Raw genomic sequence first — 24488 nt, forward strand, 5'->3', positions numbered from 1 at the left:
GGCGGACGTCCTGCGAACTGCGCGCTGTCGCGCGCACTTTGCAGGACGTCCGGCCTCTCAGCCGAGATAGTCCATGGCCATGGCGACCCTGACTCGTTGCAGGGTCTCGTTGGCAATCGCATTGGCCTGGGCCACCCCGTCGATCAGGACGCCATCGAGATAACCGGGATCAGCGAGCAGTTCTCGCCGCCGAGAACGTAAGGGGCGCAGAGATTCGTTCACCACCTCCGCGGCCATCGCCTTGAGGGCGCCCGCTCCCCTGCCCCCGATCTCCGTTGCGATCTCGACCGGCGAACGACCGCCGAGCGAGGCGATGATCTGCAGGAGCGATGCCACCTCCGGACGACTGCGCGGCTCATAGGTGATGTGCCGCAACGAGTCGGTTTTCGCGCCGCGCAGCAGCCGCGCCGTGGTGTCCTCGTCGGCACCCAGCGCGATGGCGTTCCCGCGTGACTTGGACATCTTCTGACCGTCGGTGCCGAGCAGGACCGGCACCGGTGACAGCAGAGCCTCCGGCAATTCGAACACCGCCCCGTACCGTTCGTTGAATCGTCGGACGATCACCCTGGTCAGCTCGAGGTGCGGCAGCTGGTCCCGGCCGACCGGCACGACAGTTGCTCCGCAGAAGAGGATGTCGGCCGCCTGATGCACCGGATAGGTCAGCAGGAGGGCGCTCGGTGGGCGATCAGCGGCGCTGGATTCAGCTTTCACCGTGGGATTGCGATGTAATTCCGCATCGGTGACGAGCGATAGGAACGGCAACATCAACTGATTCAGCGCCGGGACAGCCGAATGCGCGAAGATCGCAGTGTGCTCCGGGTCGACACCGGCTGCCAGATAATCGGCCACCAGACTCCGAACCCGTTGCCGCAGTGGCCCGACGGCGTCGCGATCGGTGATCACCTGGTAGTCGGCAATGACCAGCATCAACGGCACACCCAGACGCTGCAACCGGATCCGATTGGCCAGCGTGCCGAGCAGGTGACCGAGGTGGAGGTCGCCGGTGGGCCGGTCTCCGCTGAGTACCAGGTGCGAGGCGGGTGATGTCCGGATCCCCCGTTCGAGGGAGTCCGATCGCTGCTGACTGCGGCGGAATGACGCGTCCTCGCCCTCGTGGGTGCGCGCCAGAACCGGGGAGGACCTGGGTTCGTCCTCGGACTTGTTCGGCGAGCGCGAATCCTGGGTGTCGATGGTTTCTCCTCGGGTCAAGGAGCCGCCGCCGAGCAGGTATGCCGTCCCACCCGTGGGGGAACGAACACAGGCCGCCCGGAGGCGGCCTGTGGTGGGTGTTGGTGTCACGTCGCGGCCGCCGTCAGGCAGGCAGCCACCAGCTGGTCCGGAGAACGGATGCGCTGGTCACGGAAGAAAGTTAGCACCCGGTCGGCAAACTCGCCGATGACGCCCGTCCGGAACGCGGAGAGCCCAGCAGCTCTGCGTGACCTGGCGCACATCTGACCGAGACGATCCACGCGGCGGCAAGCTCCCTGACCTGCTGGTTTTCGTTGTCACGTCCGGGGCCTGTAGAGTTCTGCTTCGCCCACCGGAGACGGTGAACATGCGCCATTAGCTCAATTGGCAGAGCAGCTGACTCTTAATCAGCGGGTTCGGGGTTCGAGTCCCTGATGGCGCACGTCTAGCAAGTTATTCATCTGTCGGTGGCTCTTGCCTCCGGCGTGGGACTCTTCGTCCGTTGTGCCGAAGGGTTTCCGGGCCGGCCTGAGGTTCTACCCGCCAGCTGTGACCCGCCACGACGTCGAGACCGATACCGAGACGTCAGATCGGCCCGGTTCAGCTGATCTGCTGATCAAGTGGTGGCCGCCGGCCGGGTCAGCGGTCGTGGTGCCAGGAAGAGCGGGGACGCATGCGCAGATCCCTGATCGCGAGTGCTCGGCCAGGGCAGCCGCGAGCCCAGGGCAGTTCATGCCGTAGGGGCCTCGATCGGTAGCACCTCTGGTCAGGCCTGTCGGGCTTCCGGTCACGGGCAAGCAGCTCCCACTGGCGGAGGGCCAGCAGGTGCCCGCCGATACGTTCACCAGAACGAGTAGCCGGACCCGCGCCGATCATCTCGAACATGGGCCACACGAACGGCGCTGGGATGACCACTGCTTCTGGCGTCAGCCGGTAGGGACTTCCACCGATGACCACCACATCGAACCTCCCGTCTGGAAGGGAGGTCGGCCGCCATCCGCGCCAACCATCGGGTGTCGCCGACGGGATTTCGGGAACTGAACATCGACGAATCCGAGAGACGGGAATCCCATCGCATGGAAGCGACGAGCAACGTCCGCAACGAAGCCGCCGAGGCGGGCCGGGATGCCGAGCAGCAGGGCAAGCGGGTGGAACAGAGCGAGGCGTTCGGGGCTCTGGTCATGGTGGGTCTGATCGCCTACGGCGTGGTGCACCTGCTGATCGCCTGGATCGCCCTGCAATTGGCCTGGACCGGCGGCGGCGGGGAGGCCTCGCAACAGGGCGCACTCGCCCAGATGGCCGGGTCCGGGATCGGCGACATCCTGCTGTGGATCACCGCTATCGGTCTGTTCGCGCTGGTCCTGTGGCAGTTGTTCCCTGCCATCTGGGGGTATCGGAGCGAGACCGACCAGAAGAAGAAGATCGCCCGGCGCCTCGGCGCGGCCGGCAAGGCCGTCGTCTACCTGGGCATCGGGATCAGCGCGGTCTCGACGGCCGCCGGCCACGGGAAGTCGGGCAACCGGAGCGAGAAGAGCATGACCGCCCGGCTGCTCGGCGTCCCGTTCGGGCGCGTGCTCGTCGTCCTGGTCGGCATCGCGGTCGTGGTCGTCGGCCTCCGGCTCGCCTACCGGGGTATCGCCAAGAAGTTCACCGACGACCTCGAGGGCAGCGTTTCTCCTTTCGTCCTGCGCCTCGGTCAGATCGGGCACTGCGCAAAGGGTGTCGCTTTCGCCATCATCGGCGTGCTGTTCGTCGTTGCGGCCGTCACCGTGGATGCGAACAGGGCCGGCGGCCTGGACAGCGCTCTGCGGACCCTCCGCAGTCAGCCGTTCGGCGCCATCCTGCTGACGCTGATGGCACTGGGGATCGCCGCTTTCGGGGCCTACTGCTTCGCCTGGTCCCGGCACGCGAAGCGGCAGTAGTCAGCCGGCCGCCAACTCGGCCAGGATCCTGGCGGCCCGCTCCGCCACGTCGGCCCTGGCGGCCGCCTCGTCGATGGTGGTCACCCGGCGACCCGCGACCACCCGGCGACCCGCGACGAATACGTCGGTGACGTCGGTCCCCCGGGCGGCGTACGCCAGGAACGAGCCCGGATCGGTGAACGGCGACGCCGTCGTGCCGGTGACGTCCAGCAGCACGAGGTCGGCCGGCTCCCCGACCGCCAGCACACCCGACAGCCCCGGTTCGACGGCCGGCGCTCCTCCCGCGGTGGCCATCCGGAACAGGTCGGCGCCGGAGATGACGGACGGGTCGACCGCCAGACCCCGTTGGGCCAGCACCCCGGTCTTGATCTCCTCGAACATGTCGAGCGTGTTGTTCGACGCCACCGAGTCCGTCCCCAGCCCGAGCCGCACGCCCGCCGACAGGTATCTGCCCACCGGGGCGATCCCCGCGCCGAGCTTGAGGTTCGACACCGGATTGTGGGACACCGTGACGCCCGGCCGGCCGAGCAGTTCGAAGTCACCCGCCCGTGGGTGAACCGCATGCGCGACGTGGACCCGCCCGTCGAGCAGGCCCAGATCGGCGACCTGACGGATCGGGGTGACGCCGAACTGCCGGAGAGAATCGTCGACCTCGCGCGCGGTCTCCGAGAGGTGGATGTGCACCCCGATGCCGTTGACCCGGCTGCGCTGCGCGACTTCCGCGACCATCTCCGGCGGGCAGGTGTATGGCGCGTGCAGCCCGTAGGCCAGGCCGATCAGTGGGTCGCCGGCGAATTCGGCCGACAGGGCCGCGGTCCTCTCCAGGATGTCGGACCCCGGCGTCGGATCGGCCATCGGGAAGGCCACCGAGTCGTATCCGAAGACGGCCGGAGCCGCCGAGACCCGCATCCCGGCTTCGGACACCGCCGCGAGGAGAGTGCTGTCCCACTGGAACATGTCGATGAAGGCGACCGTCCCGTTGCGGAGCATCTCGGCCAGTGCCAGACGGAGACCCGCCTGGATGTCCGCCGCGGTCAACCGCAATTCGAAGGCGCGCACATGGGTCAGCCAGGTGTGCAGCGGGACATCGTCGGAATAGCCCCGCAACAGTGTCATCGCCGAGTGGGTGTGCGCATTGACCAGACCCGGTATGGCGAGCCGGCCGGCGCCGTCGATGTCGCCGGCGCCGAGCGGACCCCGCACCGGACCGAGGTAGGTGATCCGCCCCGAGTCGGTGGACACGGCCAGCTCCGCCTCGCGGAGCACCTGCCCGGCTTCTGGCACCACCGTCAGGGGCGCGATCCGAATTTCAGTCATGGGGTGTTCGTGGCCTTCTAGAGTGCGGACAGCTTGAGCCACTTGTCCCAGGGGATGGTCCAGTCGAACAGGTCGCCGTCGGCGGCCGACAGCTGCACACTGGTGCCCGTCACCTCCACCGGATCGCCGACCAGCGCCGACCTGAAGTAGGCCTTGGCGTTGACCGCCGACAGATTGATGCAGCCGTGGCTGACGTTCACGACGCCCTGATCGCCGACGGTGCCCTGGTTCTGGTGGATGAACTCGCCGTTGTCGCTGATCCGGACGTCCCAGTATTCGGTGACATTGACGTATCCGTAGGCCGGGTTGCTCATCTTGTGCACCGGCAGCATCTCGTTGATCACGTGGATTCCCGACCTCGTCACCCGGTTGGGGTCACCGATGTCGTCACCGGAACCATAGGAGGCGGGGTATTCCGCGACCGTTCTGGCGTTCTGCTCCACCACGATCTTGAAGCTCCTCGCGTCCGCGTAGACGACCTGGTTTCGTCCGATGCTGAAATCGCTGGTGACGTCGTCGGCGCCGTACTCTCCGGGGCCGAACTTCAGACCGTAGACGTTCGCGGCCACGTGGACCTTGGTGTTCGCCGGCCAGTAACCCTTCGGCCGCCAGTCCAGTGCCCACAGTCCGTCATCGTGCTGGATCCAGGCCCAGGCGCCCGGGACGGCCGGAGTGGTGGTGATGGTGACGTTGCGTTCGATCGAGGCGCGGTCAGCGGGTTCCACGCCGAATCTGACGATGACCGGAGCCGCGACCCCGACGATGTCGCCATCACCCGGCGAGACGTTGACCTGCACTCTGGTATCCGGGCTGACCGTGTTGAACGAACCCTTGATCGCCACCGTCTTGCCGTCGGTGCCGACCGCGGAACCGGTTGCCGTGTAGGTCTTCCCGTATCCGAGGACCTCACCGAGCGTCCAGGACGAACCGTCCTTGGCCAGCGCGCCCTTGACGACCTTGCCGTCAGGATTCGTCAGGGTGAACCTGGTGATGCGGCCCAACGCGACGGAGACGACCACGGACTGGGCCGGCGACATGTCCGTCGTGCCGAAGGCCGGCGACGCACGGACCTTCGCCACCGCCGGGAGCGCCGGGTTCGGCGCCGGGCCGACCGGGAGCGTGCCCGACGAGGGGGAGATCGAGGCGGAGGGGGCCGTCCCCGCACCCGGCCCGGCAACTCCCACCGGACCAACGGTGGAGGGGGCGCCCGAGGCGGCCTGGTGCGGCGCGCTCGAGGAGGGGACGGGGGGCGGAATGGAGCCGGTGGACGCACTCTGGGCGGAGGTGCACCCCGCCAGGAGCAGCATCAGTCCCACGACAGCGGTGACGGGCGTCAGACGACGACCTGAACCCATCAGAAGATCCCGCCTCACCGATCAACGAACCCCGGCGGGACCGAATCAGCCCTGCCCCTTTCACCGGCAACCGCCGATGGTGAGTGAGAATACCGTCCCGGCCCGACGGGCCTGAGGTTGTGCTCCGCACGGGGCCGATGAAGCACCGGCTCAGCGGGCCGGTGGTACCCCGGCTCAGCGGAAGAGTCGCCGGATGATCAGGATCCCGACGAGGGCTCCGGCACCGATCAGCGCATACCTGATCCTGGGCTCGTCCAGCTTCGCCCGGAGGGTCTGCTTGCCCTGTTCGACGATCCGCTTGGGGTTGGCCCTGGTGGTCAGTTCGTCGACGGTGACTGCCAGCGCATCTCGGGCGCGCTCGATTTCCGCCTGGATGGTGTCCGCGTCGCGGGCCACTTGGCCTCCTGTGAGTACAGGGCCGCACCGGAGGCGGCCCACAGCTGATTACCCTAGCGCCATGACCACCAAACTCCCCGACGTGGGCGACGCAGCACCCGACTTCACCCTTTCCGACGCGGCCGGGGCGAAGGTGAGCCTGGCCGACTTCACCGGTCAGAACGTCATCCTGTATTTCTACCCGGCGGCGATGACGCCCGGCTGCACCACCGAGGCGTGCGACTTCAGCGCTGCCAAACCGGAGCTGGACACGGCGGGCTACATCGTCCTCGGGGTGTCCCCGGACGCGCCCAGCAAACTGGCGGCCTTCACCGAGAAGAGCGGTCTGGACGTCGTGCTGCTCAGCGATCCGGAGCGTGAGGTGCTCACCGCCTACGGCGCCTACGGTGAGAAGCAGAACTACGGCCGCACCGTGATGGGCGTCATCCGCTCGACCTTCGTCATCGGTCCGGACGGCCGGATCACGAAGGCGTGGCGCAACGTCAAGGCGACCGGCCACGTGGCGCGGGTCCTGAAGGAGATCGGTCTCGCCGGCTGAGTCCGGGCCGGAGCCGACCGCCGACCGCCGACCGGCGACCGGCGACCGAACACGTGACGGCAGGTACGATGACGCACGCTGCGAAAGTGGCGTGGGGCCGTAGCCCAATTGGCAGAGGCACACGGTTTAGGTCCGTGCCAGTGAGGGTTCGACTCCCTTCGGCCCCACCGGGTTTCGCCGGGTTCGCCGGGTCCGGACGAAATGCGCCAGCATTCCGACGCGATCGTCGGCGCCCGCGCAAGGCGTCAGAACAATGGTTCGCCGATCGGCATCGGCGGCGGTCCGTCGAACAATGCACTGACCGATTCACCGTTGTGGATCCGGCGCATCGCTTCAGCCAGGGCCGGGGCGATCGACAGCACCGTCAGCTTCGGGGTCCGCTCGTCGTTGCGGATCGGAACCGTGTTGGTGCAGACGATCTCGAGCACGTCGGGCTGATCGCCGATCCGCTTGAGGGCCCCGGCCGCGAACAATCCGTGGGTGCAGGCCACCCGGATCGATCGGCATTTCAGCTCGCGCAGTCGGTCGAGCAATTCCAGGATGGTGCTGCCCTTGGCGATCTCGTCGTCGAGCACGATCACGTCGCGCCCGGTGATGTCACCGATCACCGCGCTGATGCTGACCCGATCGTCGGCGAAACGCTGCTTGGCGCCGGCCGCCACCGGCACCCCGAGCAGGCGGGCGAAGGCCGCGGCCTCCTTCGCATTGCCGAGATCGGGGGACACGACGGTGGTATTGGTCAGGTCGTACTCGCGGAAGTGGCCGGCCAGCTCCCGCAGCGCGTGCAGGTGATCGACCGGAACACTGAAGAATCCGTGCACCTGCGGCGAGTGCAGGGTCATGGCCAACACTCTGGAGGCGCCCGCCGTGACCAGCAGATCGGCGACCAGTCGGCCCCCGATGGAGATGCGCGGAGCCTCCTTCTTGTCCGAGCGCGCATACGCGTAGTGCGGCATCACGACCGTGGTCCGGGCGGCCGAGGCCCCGCGGGCGGCATCCAGCATGAGCAGCAACTCCACCAGATGTTCCTGCACCGGGGTCACCAGGGGCTGGATCAGGAAGACGTCGCGCTCGCGGCAGTTGGCCTGCAACTGGACCTCGAGGCAGTCGTTGGCGAACCGCTGCACCCGGGTGGGCAGGAGAGGCACCTCGAGCTGCGCGCACACCTCCGACGCCAACTCGGGATGTGCGCTACCGCTGAACACCGCGATATCTCGCAAAACCAGCCCCTCTGCGTCGGTCGGTGACAAACTCAGCCTACCGACCCCCTTCGGGCCGGCGCACGCGCCTCCCGCCGAAGCGGCCGACGGGTGCAACAATTGCCCGGACCTGACTCCTAGCAGGTGGAAAGAGGCCCCGATGACGGAGCAGACGCCCGAAGATCGCCGCGACGGTCCGGCCTCCGGAGGCTCGTGGGGGGACCACAGTTCCGATGCCACCCAGGTGGTGCGTCCGCCGGCCGGAGGGTACGACCAGCCGGCCGCCGTGGCTGCCGCGCCGCACGCTCCTCCACCCCAATCTGCCGCGTCCCACTACCCGACGCCCGTGCGCGACGAATCGGCCGCCCCGTTCGCGGCGCCGATGCCGACGGTCGGAAACCCTCCGGTCGGGGCGCCGATCAGCGGATCCGACGCTTCCACGACGGCCGAGGCCGGGGGCTGGTCGCCCACCGCCTATGCGGGCCAGCCGTCCTACGGCTCCCAGCCGGCGATGACGTCGGTCTACCCACCGTCCACCCCCGGGTACGCACCAGCCGGGTATCCCGCGGCCTATGCGCCGCCCGCGGCCGTGCCGCCGCCCTCCTCCACCGTCCTGGTCCTCACCACCTCGTCCCGGGTCGGACCCGGTTTCCTGGCGGCTCTGATCGGTCTCCTGCTCTCGGCCGGCGGCGTCTACCTCGCCGCCAAGTTCGGAGTGGCAGCCGCCGAGGATTTCGGTCAGCAGAAGACGGTCATCAAGGACTCAGGCCTCGCGGCCCTCGGCGCCGTGCTGCTGCTGGGCGCCGTCGGCCTCAACGGCTGGTCACCGTGGGCCACCATCATTCCCGGGGTCGCACTGACCGTCATGGGCGGTTGGACGCTGTTCAGCACGTCCGGTGCCACCAGATTCGCCGATTGGACGAAATCGGTCTTCTCGGTCGGCCAGCTCTCCACCTGGAACATCGTCGGCTTCTCGCTCGTGCTCGGACTGGTCATGCTCGGGGCCAGTGTCGCGGCCACGATGGCCAGGGCTTCGGGCAAGAAGGATGGCCGGATCATCGGCGTTCGCCAGACCCAGATCTGACAGGCCGGGCCCAGATCAGGCCAGGCCGAGAGCGACCTTCAGTTCCGGCAGCATCGAGACGATGGCGCGACCGCGGTGCGAGAGCCTGTCCTTCTCTGCCGGAGCGAGCTGTGCCGAGGTCCGCCCGTCGCCGGCCTCGTCGCTCTCGACCGGGACGAACAGGGGATCGTAACCGAAACCGTTGCCGCCGTTGGACTCCCGGACGATACGACCACGCCAGTCCCCCCGCCTGACGATCGGCTCTGCGCCCGGGACCGCGAGGGCCAGTGCACAGACGAAGTCGGCTCCCCGCCGGTCGTCGGGGACGTCCCCGAGCTGCGCCAGCAGCAGCGCGTTGTTGGCCGGATCGTCGCCGTGCCGGCCGGCCCAGCGTGCGGACAGCACCCCCGGCATCCCGTTCAACGCATCCACGCTCAGACCGGAGTCATCGGCGAGGGAGATCTCGCCGGTCGCCGCGGCCGCCTGCACCGCTTTGGCCACCGCGTTCTCCTCGAACGTCGCACCGGTCTCCGGTTCCTCCGGGAACTCGGCCACGTCACCGAGCCCGAGCACCGTGACCTGCTCACCCAGGATGCGCTGCAGCTCACCGAGCTTCTTCGCGTTGCGGGTCGCCAACAGCACCCTGGTCACAGCTTCGCCTCGAGCGTCTTCGGGTACGGCAGAGCCAGTGCGGCGCGCTGCAGGTCGGTCAGGGTCTTGATACCTGCCAGCGCCGAGTCCAACATGGCGTCCAGCGTCGAACGGGAGTACGTCGCGCCCTCCGCGGTACCCTGGACCTCCACGAGCGTGCCCACGTCGGTGGCGACGATGTTCATGTCGACCTCGGCGCGGGAGTCCTCCTCGTACGGGAGGTCGAGGCGGACGCGACCGCCGACCACCCCCACCGAGACGGCGGCGATCTGGCACGAGAGCGGTTGCGGGTCCGAGAGTGCGCCGGCCGCCCGCAGGTACGTCACCGCATCGGCCAGCGCCACGTAGGCGCCGGTGATCGCCGCCGTCCTGGTGCCGCCATCGGCCTGCAGGACGTCGCAATCCACGGCGATGGTGTTCTCACCGAGGGCGGCGAGGTCCACGCAGGCGCGCAGCGACCGGCCGATCAGCCGGGAGATCTCGTGGGTGCGGCCACCGATCCGGCCCTTGACCGACTCCCGGTCGCTGCGTTCGTGGGTCGCCGAGGGCAGCATCGCATATTCGGCGGTCAGCCAGCCCAGGCCGGATCCCTTGCGCCAGCGGGGAACTCCGCGCGTCACCGACGCGGCGCAGAGCACCTTGGTCCCGCCGAACTCCACCAGCACCGAACCGGCCGGGTGAGCCTGGAATCCCCGCGTGAAGGAGATCGGTCGTAGTTCGTCATCAGCTCGTCCATCAAGTCTTGCCATGCCCGCCAGCCTAATGGCGGTCCCGGCCGAGCCATGCGTAGCGTCCTGCACAGTGAGCGCGATAGCGAGCACTCTGCAGGACGCAACGGACGGAACCGGGTGCTAGACCGCGACGGCCGCCGACGTCACCACGGTGATCTCCGGACCGAGGAAGCGACGTCCGAGTCGCGCGAAGGACGCCGGGTCACCGGTCGCCAGGAACTCGTGGACGAGCGGCCGCCCGTCGGGCTCGGCCAGCAGGTCGGCTTCGGTGAGCCGCCGATACACGTCCTTGGCCGTCTCCTCGGCGCTGGAGACCAGGTTGACGTGCTCCCCCATCACCAGCTGCAGGACACCCGTCAGCAGCGGGTAGTGGGTGCAGCCGAGCACCAGGGTGTCGACGTCGGTGCGCTGCAACGGGGCGAGGTAGGCCTGCGCCAGGCCCAGCACCTGCCGGCCCGAGGTGATCCCGCGTTCCACGAAGTCGACGAACGACGGACAGGACTGGGCCCGGACGACCACTCCGGAGGTGGCGGCGAAGGCCTGCTGGTAGGCGCCGGAGGCGATCGTCGCCGAGGTGCCGATCACGCCGACCTCGCCGGTCTTGGTGGCTGCGACGGCACGCCGCACCGCCGGTCGGATCACCTCGACGACCGGGATGTCATAGCGCCGCACGGCTTCCTCGAACGCTCCGGCTGCGGAGGCCGTGTTGCAGGCGATGACGAGCATCTTGACGCCGGAGTCGACCAGATGATCGGCCACCGCCATCGCGTGGTGCAGCACCTCGTCGATCGACAGCGGACCGTACGGCCCGTTGGCGGTGTCGCCGAGGTAGCGGACCCGCTCCCCCGGCAGCTGGTCGATGATCGATCTGGCGACGGTCAGACCGCCGACACCGGAGTCGAAAATACCGATCGGAGCACTCGTGGTCACGGCCGAGGGTCGCGTCAAACGGGATCAGAATCCCTGGGAGAGGGCGGGTTTCGCGTCTTTCGTCCGGCGGGGCCGGTCAGCCCGGGCGACCAGGAAGGCCGCGAGCACTCCGGCCAGCGCCCCGAACAGATGGCCCTGCCAGGACACCTGGACCACGCCGCCGATGTCGTGCCAGGCCACGGTGACGATCCCGGTCCAGAACAGACCGCCGTAGACCACCAGGAGGACGAGGCCGACGGCGATCTGGCCGAGGTGACGGGTGAAGACACCCCGGGTGACGAGGTAGGCGAGCCAGCCGAAGACGACGCCGGAGGCGCCGACCGTCACACTGTTGGAGCCGGCGACCAGCCAGACACCCAGGCCGGACAGGAGCCAGACCAGCACGGTCACGGCGACGAACTGCCGGACGCTGCCCACCATGATCAGGAAGCCGAAGATCAGCAGCGGGACCAGGTTAGACAGCAGATGGCCCCACGACACGTGCAGCAACGGAGCAGTGAGCACGCCGATCAGACCGTGCAGGGAACGGGGCACGATCCCGAAATCCTGGGTCAGCCGGTAGGACATCAGCGAGTTGACCACTTGGACCAACGTCAACAGGACGCCCAGGCTGCCGACCGTCATGAGGGCAGGCTTGACCTTGGCGGGCAACAGCGAGCGTTCCTTCCTGACCGGCGTGTTGGCTGCCGGAAAGGGGATCGATGGCATCGTCATGACTGCAGGCTACCCAGCTCAGATGTCAACCGGATCAGGGATCGCACTGATTTCCACCCGGACCTGGCAGTGGGCGTCACGCCCAGAGTTGGCCTTCCAGGCCACTCGCTGCCGCCTCGTCGTCGGTGGCGCCGTACACCCCGGTGGACAGGTACTTCCAGCCGGCGTCGGCCACGATGAACGCGATGTCGGCGACCCGGCCATCCCGGTCCGCCTTGGCCGCGAGGCCGAGGGCGGCGTGCAGCACGGCTCCGGTGGAAATGCCGGCGAAGATGCCCTCGACCTCCAGCAGCTCGCGGGTCCGCCGGACGGCATCCTCGGGCCCGACCGAGAACCTCGACGACAGGATTTTCTCGTCGTAGAGCTCGGGGACGAAGCCCTCGTCCAGGTTGCGGAGCCCGTAGACCAACTCGCCGTAACGCGGTTCGGCCGCGATGACCGAGACGTCCGGCACCTTCTCGCGCAGATAGCGCCCGACTCCCATCAGGGTGCCGGTGGTACCCAGACCGGCGACGAAATGGGTGATCGTCGGGAGATCGGCGAGCAGTTCCGGTCCGGTCGACTCGTAGTGGGCCTTCGCGTTGTCCGGGTTGCCGTACTGGTAGAGCATCACCCAGTCCGGGTGGTCGGCCGCCAGGATCTTGGCGGCCGCCACGGCCGCGTTGGACCCGCCGGCGGCCGGCGAGGAGATGATCTGCGCGCCGTAGGCCCGCAGCAGCAGCCGACGTTCCTCCGAGGTGTTCTCCGGCATGACGCAGATCAGCCGGTAGCCCTTGACCCGGCACACCATGGCCAACGAGATCCCGGTGTTGCCGCTGGTCGGCTCGATCACGGTGCATCCGGGGCGCAGACGACCGTCGGCCTCGGCCGCCGCGACCATGGCCAGCGCGGGCCGGTCCTTGATCGAGCCGGTCGGGTTGCGGTCCTCCAGCTTGGCCCAGACGCGGACGCTCTTGGACGGTGACAGGCGCGGCAGACCGACCAGAGGGGTCCCGCCGACCGCCTCGATCAAACTCGAATACCTGGCCAAGTCAGACCTGCGAACCGCCGGCCACGGCCGGCAGGATGGTGACCTGGTCACCGTCGGCCACGGTGGTCTCGAGGCCACCGGTGAAGCGCACGTCCTCGTCGTTGACGTAGATGTTCACGAAGCGGTGCAGCGCACCGTTCTTGACGAGCCGGTCGCCGAGGCCCGTGTAGCGGGCATCGAGATCGGAGATGAGCTCGGCGACGGTCGCCCCGTCGGCCGACACGGTCTTCTCGCCCTTCGTCACCGGTCGCAGGATGGTGGGCACGGATACCGAAACGCTCATGTTGCTTCTCCTGTGCTGCTCGTTCGCTTGTCTGTGGGGTCGAAACTTGGGGGTGGTTCCCGAATCGGGGCGCTCTGCCGGGGGCCTGTCGCTGCCGACCTGCGAGCACCTCAGTGTGCAACGTCCCTGGACTACGAAATCATTTCCACCACTTCTTCGGAGACCTCACCGTCGATGATCCGGTACGACCGGAATTCCACCGCATCGGCCTCCCGGGTGGAGACCAGCACGTAGTGGGCCTGTGGTTCGCCGGCGTAGGCGATGTCGGTCCGGCTCGGGTAGGCCTCCGTCCCGGTGTGGGAGTGGTAGACCACCACGATCTCCTCGTCGCGTTCGTCCATCTCGCGGTACAGCCGCAGCTGTTCGCCGGAGTCGAACCGGTAGAAGGTGGGCGAACGCTCGGCATTGACCATCGGAACGACCCTGGTCGGGGTGTCCGTCCCGACCGGGCCCGCGATGATCCCGCAGGCTTCGTCCGGATGGTCGGCTCTGGCGTGGGTGACGATGGCCTCGACCATGGAATTCGGGATGCGCAGCACGTCCGACAGCCTATCGACGTCCGGTGCGGCGACCCTTCCCGTCACCCCCGGCCCAGGTCGATCTCAGTCCAGCAGTGCCGTGACCAGCGAGTCCTGCACCGCCGAGAGCCAGCGATATGTGGCGAAGATCGCCATCTGCATTCCCTCCGGGTCGGCGTCGGCCGGCGGCTCGTAGTCGTCGTCCTTGATGTCCAGGCGCACGCCGAGCGCCAGCCGGACGTCGTTCAGCGTCGAGACCCAGGCCTGCGCAGTCTCGGCGTCCAGATGGACGGCGCCGCCGCCCCGGGGCAGCGAGTCCAGCAGCGTGACGGCGGAAGCGTCCTTCATCGCGATCAGATCGGGTTCGCGGAGCATCCGGATACCGGCGGCCAGTTCGGTGTCGCTGGCGTGGAAATCCGGCAGCAGCCTGGCCAGCGCGGGGTCGGTCGGCGGTGTGCCGGGGGCCAGCACCATTCCGGTCATCCGGGCGAGCGGATCGGCGGAGGACTCGGCCCGTCGACCGGCGAGCATCTGGCGGACCTGATCCACCAGATCGGAGATCAACGTGGCCTCCTCCCGCTCGAAGACGGCGCTGTACCGACCGAACCTCCTTGCGAACAGGCGCATCTTGGAGCGGGTCACTTGTCCTGGGCCAGGGTGGCCCACAGACCCGCCCCCTGCAGCTTGAGCACGTCGGCCTCCATGGCATCGCGGGTCCCGACCGATACCGTCGCCCGGCCCTTCTGGTGCACGTCCATCATCAGCTTCTCGGCCTTCGGACGTGGGTGGCCGAGCATCTTCTGGAACACGTAGGTGACGTAGGACATCAGGTTCACCGGGTCGTTCCAGACGATCGTCACCCAGGGCGCGTCCGGAAGCGTGACGTCCTGGACGTCGGTCGTTTCCTGCGTGGTCGGCGCACTACTGGTCACCAAACCAGTGTGGCACGGCGGTTCCCGCTTCTGCGCCCTCGCTCACCACCTCTGCGGCCGCGACCGCCCCGGAACCCCGAGCACAGGGATCCGATGGATCCGGAGCTGCTCGCCATTCGAGGTCCGGCCGGTCACGATCGTTAGGCTGCCGGGATGACGACCCCCTCCACCGCGCTGCTCACCGACCAGTACGAGCTGACGATGCTGCAGGCGGCGCTGGCCGACGGGAGTGCGGGCCGGAGGTGCACCTTCGAGGTGTTCGCCCGGCGACTGCCGAACGGTCGGCGCTACGGAGTGGTGGCCGGTACCGCGCGGGTACTCGACGCCGTCGCGGAGTTCCGTTTCGACTCCTCGGTTCTGGCGCACCTGGAGCCGATCCTGGATCGCCCGACGCTGGATCACCTGGCCGCCTGGAGATTCGACGGGGACATCGACGGCTACCCCGAGGGCGAGTTGTTCTTCCCGGACTCGCCGGTGATGTCGGTGACCGGCAGTTTCGGCTCCGCCGTCATCCTGGAGACGGTGATCCTCTCGATCCTCAACCACGACTGTGCCATCGCCTCCGCGGCCGCCCGGATGAGCTCGGCGGCCGGTGGTCGGACGACCATCGAGATGGGCTCCCGCCGGACACACGAGCGGTCCGCGGTCGCGGCGGCACGGGCCGCCTACATCGCCGGGTTCACCGCGACGTCCAACCTGGAGGCCGGTCGCCGCTACGGCATCCCGACCGCCGGCACCGCAGCGCATGCCTTCACCCTGTTGCACGACACAGAGGCCGAGGCCTTCGCCGCCCAGGCGGCCTCGCTGGGCGTCGGCACCACCTTGCTGGTGGACACCTACGACATCACCCGGGGGATCGCCACCGCGATCGAGGTCGTCGGCACCGACCTGGGCGCCGTCCGCATCGACTCCGGAGACCTGGGGGTGCTGGCCAGGGCCGCCCGCGACCAGCTGGATTCCCTCGGCGCCACCCACACGAAGGTGGTGCTGTCCGGCGACCTCGACGAGTACGCGATCGCCGCGCTCCGGGCCGAACCGGTGGACGTCTACGGTGTCGGCACCTCGCTCGTCACCGGCTCGGGTGCTCCGACGGCCGGAATGGTCTACAAGATGGTCGAGGTCGACGGCCGGCCGGTGGCCAAGCGCAGCCAGAACAAGCGGTCGAGCGGCGGGGCGAAGGGAGCGCTGCGCCGGCATCGCAGCACCGGCACCGCCACCGAGGAGCTCGTCTACCTGCTGGCCGGTCCGGCTCCCGAGCAGCAGGACGGCGACCGGATCCTGCCGGTGCCGCTGGTGCGGGCCGGAATCGCGTTGGAGAGCCAGACCCTGAGCGACGCCCGCCGACGGTTGGCCGATGCTCTCGTCTCCCTGCCGTGGGAGGGGCTCAAGCTCTCCCACGGCGACCCGGCGATCCCCACCACGATGCCGGGCAATTGACCTGTCCCCCTGATCTGTTCTACGGAGAACGCAATGGCCACCGATAGTTTCGACTCCACCACCGCCCTGATCGTGGTGGACGTGCAGCACGATTTCGCCGACCCGTCCGGGTCGCTCTACGTGAAGGGCGGCGAGCAGACACTGCCCGGGATCGTCGAACGGATCCGGGGCACGGTCGCGGCCGGCGGGCTGGTCGTCTACACCCAGGACTGGCACCCGGAACACACGCCGCACTTCGCTGTCGACGGCGGGCTCTGGCCGGTCCACTGCGTGATGGACACGCCGGGCGCCGCTCTGATGCCCGGGCTGCCGGTCGAAGGACCGGTGGTCCGCAAGGGTTCCGGTCCCGAGGACGGCTACTCCGGTTTCTCGGTGCTCGATCTGGAGACCGGTCGGACGTCCGGCACCGAGCTATCGACGATCCTGGACGAGAACGGCATCATGGCCATCACGGTCGTCGGGCTCGCTGGCGACTGGTGCGTCAAGGCCACCGCGATCGACGGCGTCGCCCTCGGCTACCGCACCACCGTCCCGCTCTCGCTGACCAGGTTCGTCGAGCTCCAACCCGGCGACGCCGAGGCTGCCGTCGCCGCGATGCGCGCTGCCGGGGTCACCGTCACCGACTGATCCCTTCCTGGCTCCCGGTTTCTGCGTGGCTCCCGGTTTCCGCGTGGATCAACTTCGCAGGCATGGACGAAAGTGGCGACTTCTGTCCCTCCCGTCCCAAATCGGGGAAGTTGATCCATGCGGGAGCCGCCACAGCCGCGGCGGCGACCTGACGGCCTGCGTTCGACGGGTGCCCAGGCTTGGGCGAGAATATCCCGATGCGCCACGCTCCTGGGTCCGCCCAGTCCATCGCCGCCGAGGCGCTCCACGGGCAGGCCCGTCATCTGCAGGAGACTTTCGCCGTCCGACTGGACCGATGGTGGGAGGACCTCTACGAGGGCCTGGCCGAGGTCTACTCCCCCAGTGAGACCGACGACCTGAGCGAGCGCCTGATCCGTCTGGCGGCCGGGGCCTTCCTGGACCGTGATCCCGAGTTGCGCCTCCTCGACGAAGAACGAACGCTGAGCCCTGACTGGTTCCAGTCGCCGGAGATGCTGGGCTACGCCGCGTACGCCGACCGGTTCGGCGACACCATTGCCGGCGTCGGGGAGAAAATTCCCTACCTCCGAGAACTCGGGGTCACGTATCTGCACCTGATGCCGCTTCTTCGTCCACGCCCCGGTGACAGCGACGGTGGATACGCCGTCGCCGACTACCGGACCGTGCGGGAGGACCTCGGAACCGTCGCCGACCTGAAGGACCTGGCCACCGAACTGCGACGGGCCGGCATCAGCCTGGTGCTCGATCTGGTGCTCAACCACGTTGCCCGCGAACACGAATGGGCCGTGAGGGCACAGCAGGGGGACACCCACTATCAGGAGTACTTCTACGTCTTTCCCGATCGCACCATGCCCGATGCCTACGAGCGAACGCTGCCCGAGGTCTTCCCGGATTTCGCGCCGGGCAATTTCACGTTCGACGAACAGCTGCAATCCTGGGTCTGGACCACATTCAACTCGTTTCAATGGGACGTGAGATGGACCAATCCTGACGTCTTCCATGAATACGCCGAGATCATCTTGTTCCTGGCCAACCTGGGGGTCCAGGTGCTGCGTCTGGATGCAATCGCATTCATGTTCAAACGCCTGGGTACGGATTCGCAGAATCAGCCCGAAGTGCATGCCATCACCCAGGCGCTGCGAGCGGTTGCCAAGATCGCCTGTCCTGCAGTCAATTTCAAGGCGGAGGCGATCGTCGGCCCGGCCGACCTGGTGCGATACCTGGGCGAGGGCCGTCATTACGGCAAGGTCAGCGATATCGCCTACCACAACAGCTTGATGGTGCAGATCTGGTCGATGCTGGCGGCACGGGACGTCACGCTCGCGGCACACGCACTGCGCGGCCTTCCACTCGCCCCCAGCACCACGGCCTGGGTGACGTACCTGCGATGCCATGACGACATCGGGTGGGCGATCGATGACGCCGATGCGGCGGCGGTCGGTCTCTCGGGTCCGGGCCACCGAAATTTTCTTTCCGAGTACTATTCCGGTACTTTGCCCGGGTCTACGGCGAGAGGTCTTGTTTTCCAATACAATCCGGAAACGGGAGACCGTCGGATCAGCGGAATGGCTGCCAGTCTGGTCGGTCTGGAAGCTGCGCTGGAGTCCGAGAACGGTCACGCGGTCGACCTGGTGATCGGCCGGCTCTTCGTCGCCTACGCAATGGTATTGGGGTGGGGCGGAATTCCGGTGATCTGGATGGGTGACGAACTGGCCCTGACCAACGACCCCGGGTGGGCGGAGGAGACCGGCCACGAGTCGGACAACCGCTGGGTCCACCGGCCGCGTATGCCCTGGGAAGTCGCGTCTCTGCGCGGCGAGCGGGGTACGGTCGCCGGCCGGATGTTCGAGGTCCTGACGCACCTCGTCCGCGTGCGCTCGAATCTTCCGCACCTGCACGCGTCGGTGGCGTCCGAGATTCCGGACCTGTCCGATCCGGGCGTACTCCCGGTGCTGCGTCGTCATCCACTCGGCAGCCTGCTGGAGCTCTACAACGTCACCGACAGCTGGCGGTCGTGGCCGGGTGATCGCCTGCGAGCCCTCGGATTGGGTGCGGGTGTGGATCAGATCTCGGGCGAGGCGGTGCAGATCGGCGCCGACGACATGGTCTGGCTCGCGCCCTACGCCGCCCGGTGGATCATCGCGAACTGAAAGGCGGGTCGGTCGGACAGGTGAGGCCCTGGAACGGAGCCTCGAAGCTGCTTTACCAACCGACCTTTGCGATGGCGGTCACCGTTCCCGGCGCCACCTCGGTGAATCCGGCGTCACGAACGGCCAGCAGATGTTCCTCCGCCCACGCGGAACCGTCATCGGCGATCGTCCGGGACAACGACGACCAGGTAGCGACGTCCGCCCGGCGGACCGAGCAGAGCAGACCCGCTCGGAGCCATCGGTGCAGCCGCGGCTGGTCTGCCGTCAGGAGGGCCGCCGCGATCATTCCCGCGTGACCCGTCTGTGCCATCGCCTTGCCCAGCGTCATGATCGGTGACGGAGGGAGCCAGATCTGCAGAGCGTCCGCAGGTGGAGGGGTGATCAACTCGTCCGCGGCGACATCGGTCCCCCCGACCTGCAGCTTGCTGATCCGCTTGTCCAGATCCTGCACCCGGCCGGGCACCAGTGCACGGATCTCGGTGTCGCCCGCGGACAGCGTGAGGCCCGGAAGGTCGGCGGTAGCAACCCATTGCGAACCACGCGCGCGGCGGGTGACCTTGCGGATGTGTCCGGCGCAGTAATCCCGGACGGCGTCGTACCACTCCCCGCCTGGCTCCGCGCGTGGGTCGAGACAGATTGCAGCACTGGCACTAGCGGCGAGCGCAAGGGCGGTGTGCCAGGACGGCGGCCGATCGCGTTCCATCCGCAGGATCAATTGCAGCGCTCGGATGTCCTCGGCCGCCTCTTCCCGATCGGCCAGCACCTCGTCGTCGTCCAGCCCCAGCCAGTACCCGTAGCGCACCAGGAGCGGCGCGAGCACTTCACCGGTCATCTCGGAATCCTTCTGCGGCGTCCTGCATGGATCAAAATCGCGAATTTGGGACCGGTGGGACAGAAGTAATCAAGTTCATCCATGCCTGCGAAGTTGATCCACGCCAACCCGGGCCCTGCCCAACCCGGGCCCAGCCCATCCAGGATCAGACCCAGGCCGGGGAGGCGAGGGTTAGAGCGGGACACGACGCAGGTGGCCGTCGGCGGCGTCGGCCTCCTCGACCTCCTCGCGGGTGATGCCCAGGATGAACAGCACCGGGTCCAGGAACGGTTGGTTCAGGGCGGTATCCGCAGCATCGGCGACCAGCGGCTTCGCGTTGAACGCGATCCCCAGCCCCGCGGTGGTCAGCATGTCGATGTCGTTGGCCCCGTCCCCGACGGCCACCGTCTGATTCAGCGGCACGCCGCACTCGGCCGCGAACCGCTCCAGAGCCCTGGCCTTGCCGGCGCGGTCGACGATCTCGCCCTCGACGCGGCCGGTCAGCCGCCCGTCGACGACCTCCAGGGTGTTCGCGGCGACGAAGTCCAGATCGAGTTCCCGGACCAGGTGGGCCGCCACCTGGGTGAAACCGCCGGAGACGATCCCACACTTGTAGCCCAGCCGCTTCAACGTCCGGATGGTGGTCCTGGCCCCGGGGGTCAGCTCGAGGGATGCCCCGACCTCGTCCAGCACGGCAGCATCCAGACCCTCGAGCATCGCGACCCGTTCCCGGAGCGAGGCGGCGAAGTCGAGTTCCCCGCGCATCGCGGCGGCCGTGATCTCCTCGACCCGCGTGCGGGTTCCGGTGTGATCGGCCAGCATCTCGATCACCTCGCCGGTGATCAGGGTCGAGTCGACGTCGAAGACGATCAGGCGCTTGGCCCGACGGGCCAGACCGGCCCGCTGCACAGCGATGTCGACCCCGGCCTTCGTTGCGACCGCCGCGACGACGGCGCGGAGCCTTTCGTCGTCGGGAGCGGAGACCGACAACTCCAGCCCGGTGACCGGGTAGTCGGCGATCCGGGTGATGGTCTCGATGTTCACCCCGACGTCACCGAAGGTTCTCGCCAGCGCGCCGATGGCCCTGGCCTGCAACGGCCGTCCCAGGACGACCACCGTGTGGGTGGCCGAGCGCCGTTCGGTGTCGCCGGCCCGGTCGATGGCCACGGCGACCCTCATCCCGAGGGAATGCATCGACTGCTCGACCTGCTCCTGCAGGGCTTCGGGATCGCCCGCGGTGTGCACGAGCACGCCGAGCGTCAGCGCACCACGGATGACGACCTGATCGACGTCCAGCACCTCGACGTGGTGGGCGGCCAACGCGGTGAACAGGACACCCGTCACTCCCGGCTTGTCCGGACCGCCGACGGTGATCAGCACGGAGGCCATGACCGGGAACCCTTCGAGAGATTCGGCGCGCACGGACGTGCACGAAAAGTTGATGCTGCGCATGCCATTCCAACACAGAACGAGGCCCGCACTGCGCCTGGGCGCGGTGCGGGCCTCGTGATGTGACGCGAAAGATCAGGCGTTCGGTATGCCCAGATGGTCGCTGGACTCCAGTTCCTGCAGCGGTTGCCAGTCGCGGCTCGGATGGGCTTCGGTGCGCATTCGTTCGAGCATGTGCGGGTGGTGCAACTCGAAGGCAGGCCGCTCGGACCGGATCCGCGGCAGCGAGGTGAAGTTGTGCCGTGGCGGCGGCGAGCTGGTGGCCCACTCGAGCGAGTTTCCGTAGCCCCACGGGTCGTCCGCGGTGGTGACCTCGCCATAGCGCAACGACCGGAAGACATTCCAGATGAAAGGCAGGGTCGAGGCGCCGAGGATGAAAGAGCCGATCGTCGAGATGGTGTTCAGCGTGGTGAACCCGTCGGACGGCAGATAGTCCGGGTAACGACGCGGCATGCCCATGTTGCCGAGCCAGTGCTGCACCAGGAACGTCAGGTGGAACCCAAAGAACGTGGTCCAGAAGTGGAACTTGCCCAACCCCTCGTCCAGGAAGCGGCCGGTCATCTTCGGGAACCAAAAGTAGATCCCGGAGAAGGTGGCGAAGACGATGGTCCCGAACAGGACGTAGTGGAAGTGCGCCACGACGAAATACGAGTCGGAGACGTGGAAGTCGAGCGCCGGGGAGGCAAGGATGACGCCCGTCAGACCACCGAACAGGAAGGTCACCAGGAACCCGCAGGCGAACAGCATCGGGGTCTCGAAGGTGATCTGCCCCTTCCACATGGTGCCGATCCAGTTGAAGAACTTCAGACCGGTGGGGACGGCGATCAGGAACGTCATGAAGGAGAAGAACGGCAGCAGGACGGCGCCGGTGGCGAACATGTGATGCGCCCACACCGCGACCGACAACGCGGCGATCGACAGTGTCGCGTAGATCAATCCCCGGTAGCCGAACAGCGGTTTCCGGGAGAAGACCGGGAACACCTCGGAGACGATGCCGAAGAACGGCAACGCGATGATGTAGACCTCCGGATGACCGAAGAACCAGAACAGGTGCTGGAACAGGATCGCCCCACCGTTGGCCGGGTCGAAGACATGGGAGCCGAAGTGTCTATCGGCCGCCAGTCCGAACAACGCCGCCGTGAGCACCGGGAAGGCGATCAGGATCAGGATCGAGGTCACCAGGATGTTCCAGGTGAAGATCGGCAGGCGCCACATCGTCATGCCCGGGGCACGGAGGCAGACCACCGTGGTGATCATGTTGACGCCGCCGAGGATGGTGCCGAGGCCGGAGACGGCCAGGCCCATGATCCACAGGTCGCCACCGGCACCCGGCGAGTTCACCGAGTTCGACAGCGGCGTGTAGGCGGTCCATCCGAACGCGGCCGCGCCACCGGGGGTGAAGAACCCGGAGACGGCGATGGTCGACCCGAACAGGTAGAGCCAGTAGGAGAAGGCGTTGAGCCGCGGGAAGGCGACGTCGGGAGCACCGATCTGCAACGGGAGCACGAAGTTCGCGAAGCCGAACACGATGGCCGTCGCATAGAACAGCAGCATGATCGTTCCGTGCATCGTGAACAGCTGGTTGTACTGCTCGTTCGAGAGGAACTGCATCCCCGGGCGGGCGAGTTCGGCGCGCATGATCAGCGCCATCACTCCACCGACCATGAAGAAGAAGAACGCGGTGCAGATGTACATCTTGCCCAGCGTCTTGGGATCGGTCGTCTTCAGGTAGCCCAACAGGGCGACTCCGGGACGGAGTTTGTTCACCGGGTACGCCCGGGTCACTACGGGGCGTGGGGCTACGGCTGTCACGGGCGGTCCTCCAGCAGTTCGGCACACTGGCATCGCAGCCCCACGAGCGGGACCGGGCGGGCCCATGAACGGGACCGGCGACACTGTTGGAGCTTAGTCCGACAAAGCGTAGAAGACGATGCCGGAAGGCCGGGAACCGCCGTTCGCAGCTCTGCAATTCGAACGCACGGCGGCCGACCGGGCCCGGTGGACAGCAGTCATCACTTCGTCCATGACGGGTGGAACCCTCCAGGACGTGGGGAGCGGTCCGGCCCCGAGCGGGAGCAACATGCAAAAAGACCCGCCGACCGGAGAAATTCCGATCGGCGGGCCTGCTCACGGTGGAGCTGAGGGGACTCGAACCCCTGACCCCCACACTGCCAGTGTGGTGCGCTACCAGCTGCGCCACAGCCCCGTGAAGCTGCTCGGCAACACTACCAAGACCGGCCGAGCAGCTCCTAATCGGGACATCGCGCCTGATCAGGACGGCGGGGGGCCCACCCAGGCGGCTGACCGGGCCTGCCCACGGGGTTCAGCCCAGCAGCTTGGTCAGCCAATCGGTGGAGTTCAGGTTCAACAGCGCACCGTCCTTGACGACGGCGGGCGTGGCGATCTCCTGGCCGGTGGGGGTGGCCGCCGTCAGGGAGACCTTGGCGGCATCGGCCGTGGACTGCGCCTGCGTGAGGAACGCACCGGAGGTGATGCACGCCGAGGCGGTCTGCGGGGCGCCGAGTTGGACCGCAATCTTGGCCAGGTCGGCGTTGGAGAGGTCCGCCGACCCCCCTTCCGCCGGCTGCGTGCCCGAGCTGAACATCCTGGTGTGGAAGTTCAGGAACAGGCCCTTGGGTGCGGATCCGGCAGGGACGGACGCGACGCATTCGAAGGCCGCCGCGGCCCTGGTCGAGTAGTCGTGGGACGCGGACTCCTTGTTCAGGAAGTTCATGAAGTGGTAGCGGACGGTCAGTTTGCCCTCGTCGACCGCCTTCATGATCTGTTGGCCGTACTGCGATTCGAACTGTTGGCAGGCCGGGCAGATGCCGTCCTCGTAGAGATCGAGCGTGAGGGCCGGGGCGCCGCCGGTCACCGTGATGATCCCGCCGCTGACCGATGCGGTGGAATTCGTCGAGGTCGGGTGGTCGCTGACGGGCGAGGCGTTGGCCTGGCGGTTCAGCACCAGACCGACCACGACCACCACCGCGATCAGGGCCACCGCGACCGCGCCGATCCACAACTGGGTGCGGTTGGACCTGGCGTTGGTCTGCCTGGCCGCCGCGACCGACTGCCGGGAGCCCGGTGGCGGCTGGATCCGGCGATCGACCACGGGCTTCCGGACGCGCTCCGGCTTCCGGCCGGAATCCGAGTCGTCCTTGCGAGACCTTCCCTGCGCCACTGCACTCCTCACGACGATGCCCTCCACCGGAGGCAGGATCTGCCACCCGACGCGGGTCGATGGGACCGCCATCTGCTCTCGTACGGC

General features: G+C 67.7%; 24 protein-coding genes and 3 tRNA genes. 8 read left to right on the top strand and 19 right to left on the bottom strand.

What is annotated here, in order from left to right; genetic code table 11:
- Nucleotides 1–57: 57 nt before the first annotated feature.
- Entirely contained in the window at nucleotides 58–1128 is a 1071-nt protein-coding gene (gene trpS, locus H7F38_RS20625; RefSeq protein WP_187094856.1) for a tryptophan--tRNA ligase, read from the bottom strand.
- Nucleotides 1129–1557: 429 nt separating this feature from the next.
- On the opposite strand from trpS, the gene H7F38_RS20630 reads away from it, so the two are divergent.
- Nucleotides 1558–1630: transfer RNA gene (locus tag H7F38_RS20630), tRNA-Lys, on the top strand.
- A gap of 634 nt (nucleotides 1631–2264) precedes the next feature.
- Entirely contained in the window at nucleotides 2265–3110 is an 846-nt protein-coding gene (locus H7F38_RS20635) for a DUF1206 domain-containing protein (protein ID WP_187091548.1), read from the top strand.
- On the opposite strand, the gene H7F38_RS20640 is transcribed toward H7F38_RS20635, so the two are convergent.
- The 3 genes from H7F38_RS20640 to H7F38_RS20650 all read right to left on the bottom strand — a co-directional run bounded on the left by H7F38_RS20640 (nucleotide 3111) and on the right by H7F38_RS20650 (nucleotide 6178).
- Nucleotides 3111–4427 carry an amidohydrolase gene (locus H7F38_RS20640; RefSeq protein ID WP_187091549.1) on the bottom strand — a complete coding sequence of 439 codons (1317 nt, stop codon included), beginning with the start codon at nucleotides 4425–4427 and terminating at the stop codon, nucleotides 3111–3113.
- A gap of 17 nt (nucleotides 4428–4444) precedes the next feature.
- Entirely contained in the window at nucleotides 4445–5782 is a 1338-nt protein-coding gene (locus tag H7F38_RS20645) for an Ig-like domain-containing protein (RefSeq protein ID WP_255498094.1), read from the bottom strand.
- 174 nt (nucleotides 5783–5956) lie between these two features.
- Nucleotides 5957–6178, bottom strand: coding sequence for a DUF3618 domain-containing protein (locus H7F38_RS20650; RefSeq protein WP_187091550.1), 222 nt, complete (start codon nucleotides 6176–6178; stop codon nucleotides 5957–5959).
- Nucleotides 6179–6239: 61 nt separating this feature from the next.
- Between H7F38_RS20650 and bcp the strand changes: the two genes are divergently transcribed.
- Nucleotides 6240–6716: a thioredoxin-dependent thiol peroxidase gene (gene bcp / locus H7F38_RS20655; RefSeq protein WP_187091551.1), complete on the top strand. Its 477-nt coding sequence runs from the start codon at nucleotides 6240–6242 to the stop codon at nucleotides 6714–6716.
- A 93-nt stretch (nucleotides 6717–6809) separates the two neighbouring features.
- Nucleotides 6810–6883: transfer RNA gene (locus H7F38_RS20660), tRNA-Leu, on the top strand.
- Nucleotides 6884–6961: 78 nt separating this feature from the next.
- Here the strand turns inward: H7F38_RS20660 and H7F38_RS20665 are convergent.
- Nucleotides 6962–7936: a ribose-phosphate pyrophosphokinase gene (locus tag H7F38_RS20665; RefSeq protein WP_187091552.1), complete on the bottom strand. Its 975-nt coding sequence runs from the start codon at nucleotides 7934–7936 to the stop codon at nucleotides 6962–6964.
- Nucleotides 7937–8075: 139 nt separating this feature from the next.
- On the opposite strand from H7F38_RS20665, the gene H7F38_RS20670 reads away from it, so the two are divergent.
- Nucleotides 8076–8999, top strand: a complete 924-nt coding sequence (locus H7F38_RS20670) for a hypothetical protein (protein ID WP_187091553.1) — start codon at nucleotides 8076–8078, stop codon at nucleotides 8997–8999.
- A 15-nt stretch (nucleotides 9000–9014) separates the two neighbouring features.
- Here H7F38_RS20670 and rdgB read toward each other — a convergent pair whose 3' ends face one another.
- The 9 genes from rdgB to clpS form a co-directional block, all read right to left on the bottom strand.
- A complete protein-coding gene (gene rdgB, locus H7F38_RS20675; protein WP_187091554.1) occupies nucleotides 9015–9629 on the bottom strand; it encodes an RdgB/HAM1 family non-canonical purine NTP pyrophosphatase in 615 nt (204 codons plus the stop codon).
- Nucleotides 9626–10378 carry a ribonuclease PH gene (gene rph / locus H7F38_RS20680; RefSeq protein WP_187091555.1) on the bottom strand — a complete coding sequence of 251 codons (753 nt, stop codon included), beginning with the start codon at nucleotides 10376–10378 and terminating at the stop codon, nucleotides 9626–9628. Before rph ends, rdgB begins: the two co-directional genes overlap by 4 nt.
- Before the next feature lie 102 nt (nucleotides 10379–10480).
- Nucleotides 10481–11290 (bottom strand): glutamate racemase, encoded by an 810-nt coding sequence (gene murI / locus H7F38_RS20685; protein ID WP_187094858.1) that lies wholly within the window; start codon nucleotides 11288–11290, stop codon nucleotides 10481–10483.
- A 24-nt stretch (nucleotides 11291–11314) separates the two neighbouring features.
- Nucleotides 11315–12004 (bottom strand): rhomboid family intramembrane serine protease, encoded by a 690-nt coding sequence (locus tag H7F38_RS20690; protein ID WP_222618229.1) that lies wholly within the window; start codon nucleotides 12002–12004, stop codon nucleotides 11315–11317.
- Between the two features lie 76 nt (nucleotides 12005–12080).
- Nucleotides 12081–13034 (bottom strand): PLP-dependent cysteine synthase family protein, encoded by a 954-nt coding sequence (locus tag H7F38_RS20695; RefSeq protein ID WP_187091556.1) that lies wholly within the window; start codon nucleotides 13032–13034, stop codon nucleotides 12081–12083.
- 1 nt (nucleotide 13035) lies between these two features.
- The gene (locus tag H7F38_RS20700) at nucleotides 13036–13317 is read right to left on the bottom strand and encodes a MoaD family protein (RefSeq protein ID WP_187091557.1); all 282 of its coding nucleotides are present in this window, start codon (nucleotides 13315–13317) and stop codon (nucleotides 13036–13038) included.
- Nucleotides 13318–13448: 131 nt separating this feature from the next.
- The gene (locus H7F38_RS20705) at nucleotides 13449–13835 is read right to left on the bottom strand and encodes a Mov34/MPN/PAD-1 family protein (protein ID WP_187094860.1); all 387 of its coding nucleotides are present in this window, start codon (nucleotides 13833–13835) and stop codon (nucleotides 13449–13451) included.
- Between the two features lie 84 nt (nucleotides 13836–13919).
- Nucleotides 13920–14477, bottom strand: a complete 558-nt coding sequence (locus tag H7F38_RS20710; protein WP_187091558.1) for a DUF2017 domain-containing protein — start codon at nucleotides 14475–14477, stop codon at nucleotides 13920–13922.
- Nucleotides 14474–14770, bottom strand: coding sequence for an ATP-dependent Clp protease adapter ClpS (gene clpS, locus H7F38_RS20715; RefSeq protein ID WP_187091559.1), 297 nt, complete (start codon nucleotides 14768–14770; stop codon nucleotides 14474–14476). The genes H7F38_RS20710 and clpS overlap by 4 nt, the downstream gene beginning before the upstream one ends.
- Nucleotides 14771–14920: 150 nt before the next feature.
- Here clpS and H7F38_RS20720 point away from each other — a divergent pair, with 150 nt between their 5' ends.
- The 3 genes from H7F38_RS20720 to H7F38_RS20730 all read left to right on the top strand — a co-directional run bounded on the left by H7F38_RS20720 (nucleotide 14921) and on the right by H7F38_RS20730 (nucleotide 18960).
- Nucleotides 14921–16204 carry a nicotinate phosphoribosyltransferase gene (locus tag H7F38_RS20720; protein ID WP_187091560.1) on the top strand — a complete coding sequence of 428 codons (1284 nt, stop codon included), beginning with the start codon at nucleotides 14921–14923 and terminating at the stop codon, nucleotides 16202–16204.
- A 33-nt stretch (nucleotides 16205–16237) separates the two neighbouring features.
- Nucleotides 16238–16831, top strand: coding sequence for an isochorismatase family protein (locus tag H7F38_RS20725; RefSeq protein WP_187091561.1), 594 nt, complete (start codon nucleotides 16238–16240; stop codon nucleotides 16829–16831).
- A 197-nt stretch (nucleotides 16832–17028) separates the two neighbouring features.
- A complete protein-coding gene (locus H7F38_RS20730) occupies nucleotides 17029–18960 on the top strand; it encodes an alpha-amylase family protein (protein ID WP_187091562.1) in 1932 nt (643 codons plus the stop codon).
- Nucleotides 18961–19012: 52 nt separating this feature from the next.
- Here the strand turns inward: H7F38_RS20730 and H7F38_RS20735 are convergent, their stop codons facing one another.
- The 5 genes from H7F38_RS20735 to H7F38_RS20755 all read right to left on the bottom strand — a co-directional run bounded on the left by H7F38_RS20735 (nucleotide 19013) and on the right by H7F38_RS20755 (nucleotide 24473).
- On the bottom strand, nucleotides 19013–19792 hold the full coding sequence (locus H7F38_RS20735) for a peptidyl-tRNA hydrolase (RefSeq protein ID WP_187091563.1): 780 nt from the start codon (nucleotides 19790–19792) through the stop codon (nucleotides 19013–19015).
- A gap of 171 nt (nucleotides 19793–19963) precedes the next feature.
- Nucleotides 19964–21160 carry a phosphoserine phosphatase SerB gene (gene serB / locus H7F38_RS20740; protein ID WP_187091564.1) on the bottom strand — a complete coding sequence of 399 codons (1197 nt, stop codon included), beginning with the start codon at nucleotides 21158–21160 and terminating at the stop codon, nucleotides 19964–19966.
- Nucleotides 21161–21295: 135 nt separating this feature from the next.
- The gene (gene ctaD, locus H7F38_RS20745; protein WP_187091565.1) at nucleotides 21296–23032 is read right to left on the bottom strand and encodes a cytochrome c oxidase subunit I; all 1737 of its coding nucleotides are present in this window, start codon (nucleotides 23030–23032) and stop codon (nucleotides 21296–21298) included.
- A gap of 321 nt (nucleotides 23033–23353) precedes the next feature.
- Nucleotides 23354–23426: transfer RNA gene (locus H7F38_RS20750), tRNA-Ala, on the bottom strand.
- Nucleotides 23427–23543: 117 nt separating this feature from the next.
- A complete protein-coding gene (locus H7F38_RS20755; RefSeq protein ID WP_187091566.1) occupies nucleotides 23544–24473 on the bottom strand; it encodes a thioredoxin domain-containing protein in 930 nt (309 codons plus the stop codon).
- Between the last annotated feature and the right edge of the window lie 15 nt (nucleotides 24474–24488).

The sequence above is a fragment of the Nakamurella sp. PAMC28650 genome, from assembly GCF_014303395.1.
In the GTDB taxonomy this organism is placed as follows: domain Bacteria; phylum Actinomycetota; class Actinomycetes; order Mycobacteriales; family Nakamurellaceae; genus Nakamurella.

Excerpts from the sequence above, each read along its gene's own strand:
- H7F38_RS20635 (WP_187091548.1), top strand. The coding sequence starts at position 2,265 with ATGGAAGCGACGAGCAACGTCCGCAACGAAGCCGCCGAGGCGGGCCGG.
- H7F38_RS20640 (WP_187091549.1), bottom strand. The coding sequence starts at position 4,427 with ATGACTGAAATTCGGATCGCGCCCCTGACGGTGGTGCCAGAAGCCGGG.
- H7F38_RS20645 (WP_255498094.1), bottom strand. The coding sequence starts at position 5,782 with ATGGGTTCAGGTCGTCGTCTGACGCCCGTCACCGCTGTCGTGGGACTG.
- bcp (WP_187091551.1), top strand. The coding sequence starts at position 6,240 with ATGACCACCAAACTCCCCGACGTGGGCGACGCAGCACCCGACTTCACC.
- H7F38_RS20670 (WP_187091553.1), top strand. The coding sequence starts at position 8,076 with ATGACGGAGCAGACGCCCGAAGATCGCCGCGACGGTCCGGCCTCCGGA.
- rph (WP_187091555.1), bottom strand. The coding sequence starts at position 10,378 with ATGGCAAGACTTGATGGACGAGCTGATGACGAACTACGACCGATCTCC.
- H7F38_RS20690 (WP_222618229.1), bottom strand. The coding sequence starts at position 12,004 with ATGACGATGCCATCGATCCCCTTTCCGGCAGCCAACACGCCGGTCAGG.
- H7F38_RS20700 (WP_187091557.1), bottom strand. The coding sequence starts at position 13,317 with ATGAGCGTTTCGGTATCCGTGCCCACCATCCTGCGACCGGTGACGAAG.
- H7F38_RS20705 (WP_187094860.1), bottom strand. The coding sequence starts at position 13,835 with ATGGTCGAGGCCATCGTCACCCACGCCAGAGCCGACCATCCGGACGAA.
- H7F38_RS20720 (WP_187091560.1), top strand. The coding sequence starts at position 14,921 with ATGACGACCCCCTCCACCGCGCTGCTCACCGACCAGTACGAGCTGACG.
- H7F38_RS20725 (WP_187091561.1), top strand. The coding sequence starts at position 16,238 with ATGGCCACCGATAGTTTCGACTCCACCACCGCCCTGATCGTGGTGGAC.
- H7F38_RS20730 (WP_187091562.1), top strand. The coding sequence starts at position 17,029 with ATGCGCCACGCTCCTGGGTCCGCCCAGTCCATCGCCGCCGAGGCGCTC.
- H7F38_RS20735 (WP_187091563.1), bottom strand. The coding sequence starts at position 19,792 with ATGACCGGTGAAGTGCTCGCGCCGCTCCTGGTGCGCTACGGGTACTGG.
- serB (WP_187091564.1), bottom strand. The coding sequence starts at position 21,160 with ATGGCCTCCGTGCTGATCACCGTCGGCGGTCCGGACAAGCCGGGAGTG.
- H7F38_RS20755 (WP_187091566.1), bottom strand. The coding sequence starts at position 24,473 with ATGGCGGTCCCATCGACCCGCGTCGGGTGGCAGATCCTGCCTCCGGTG.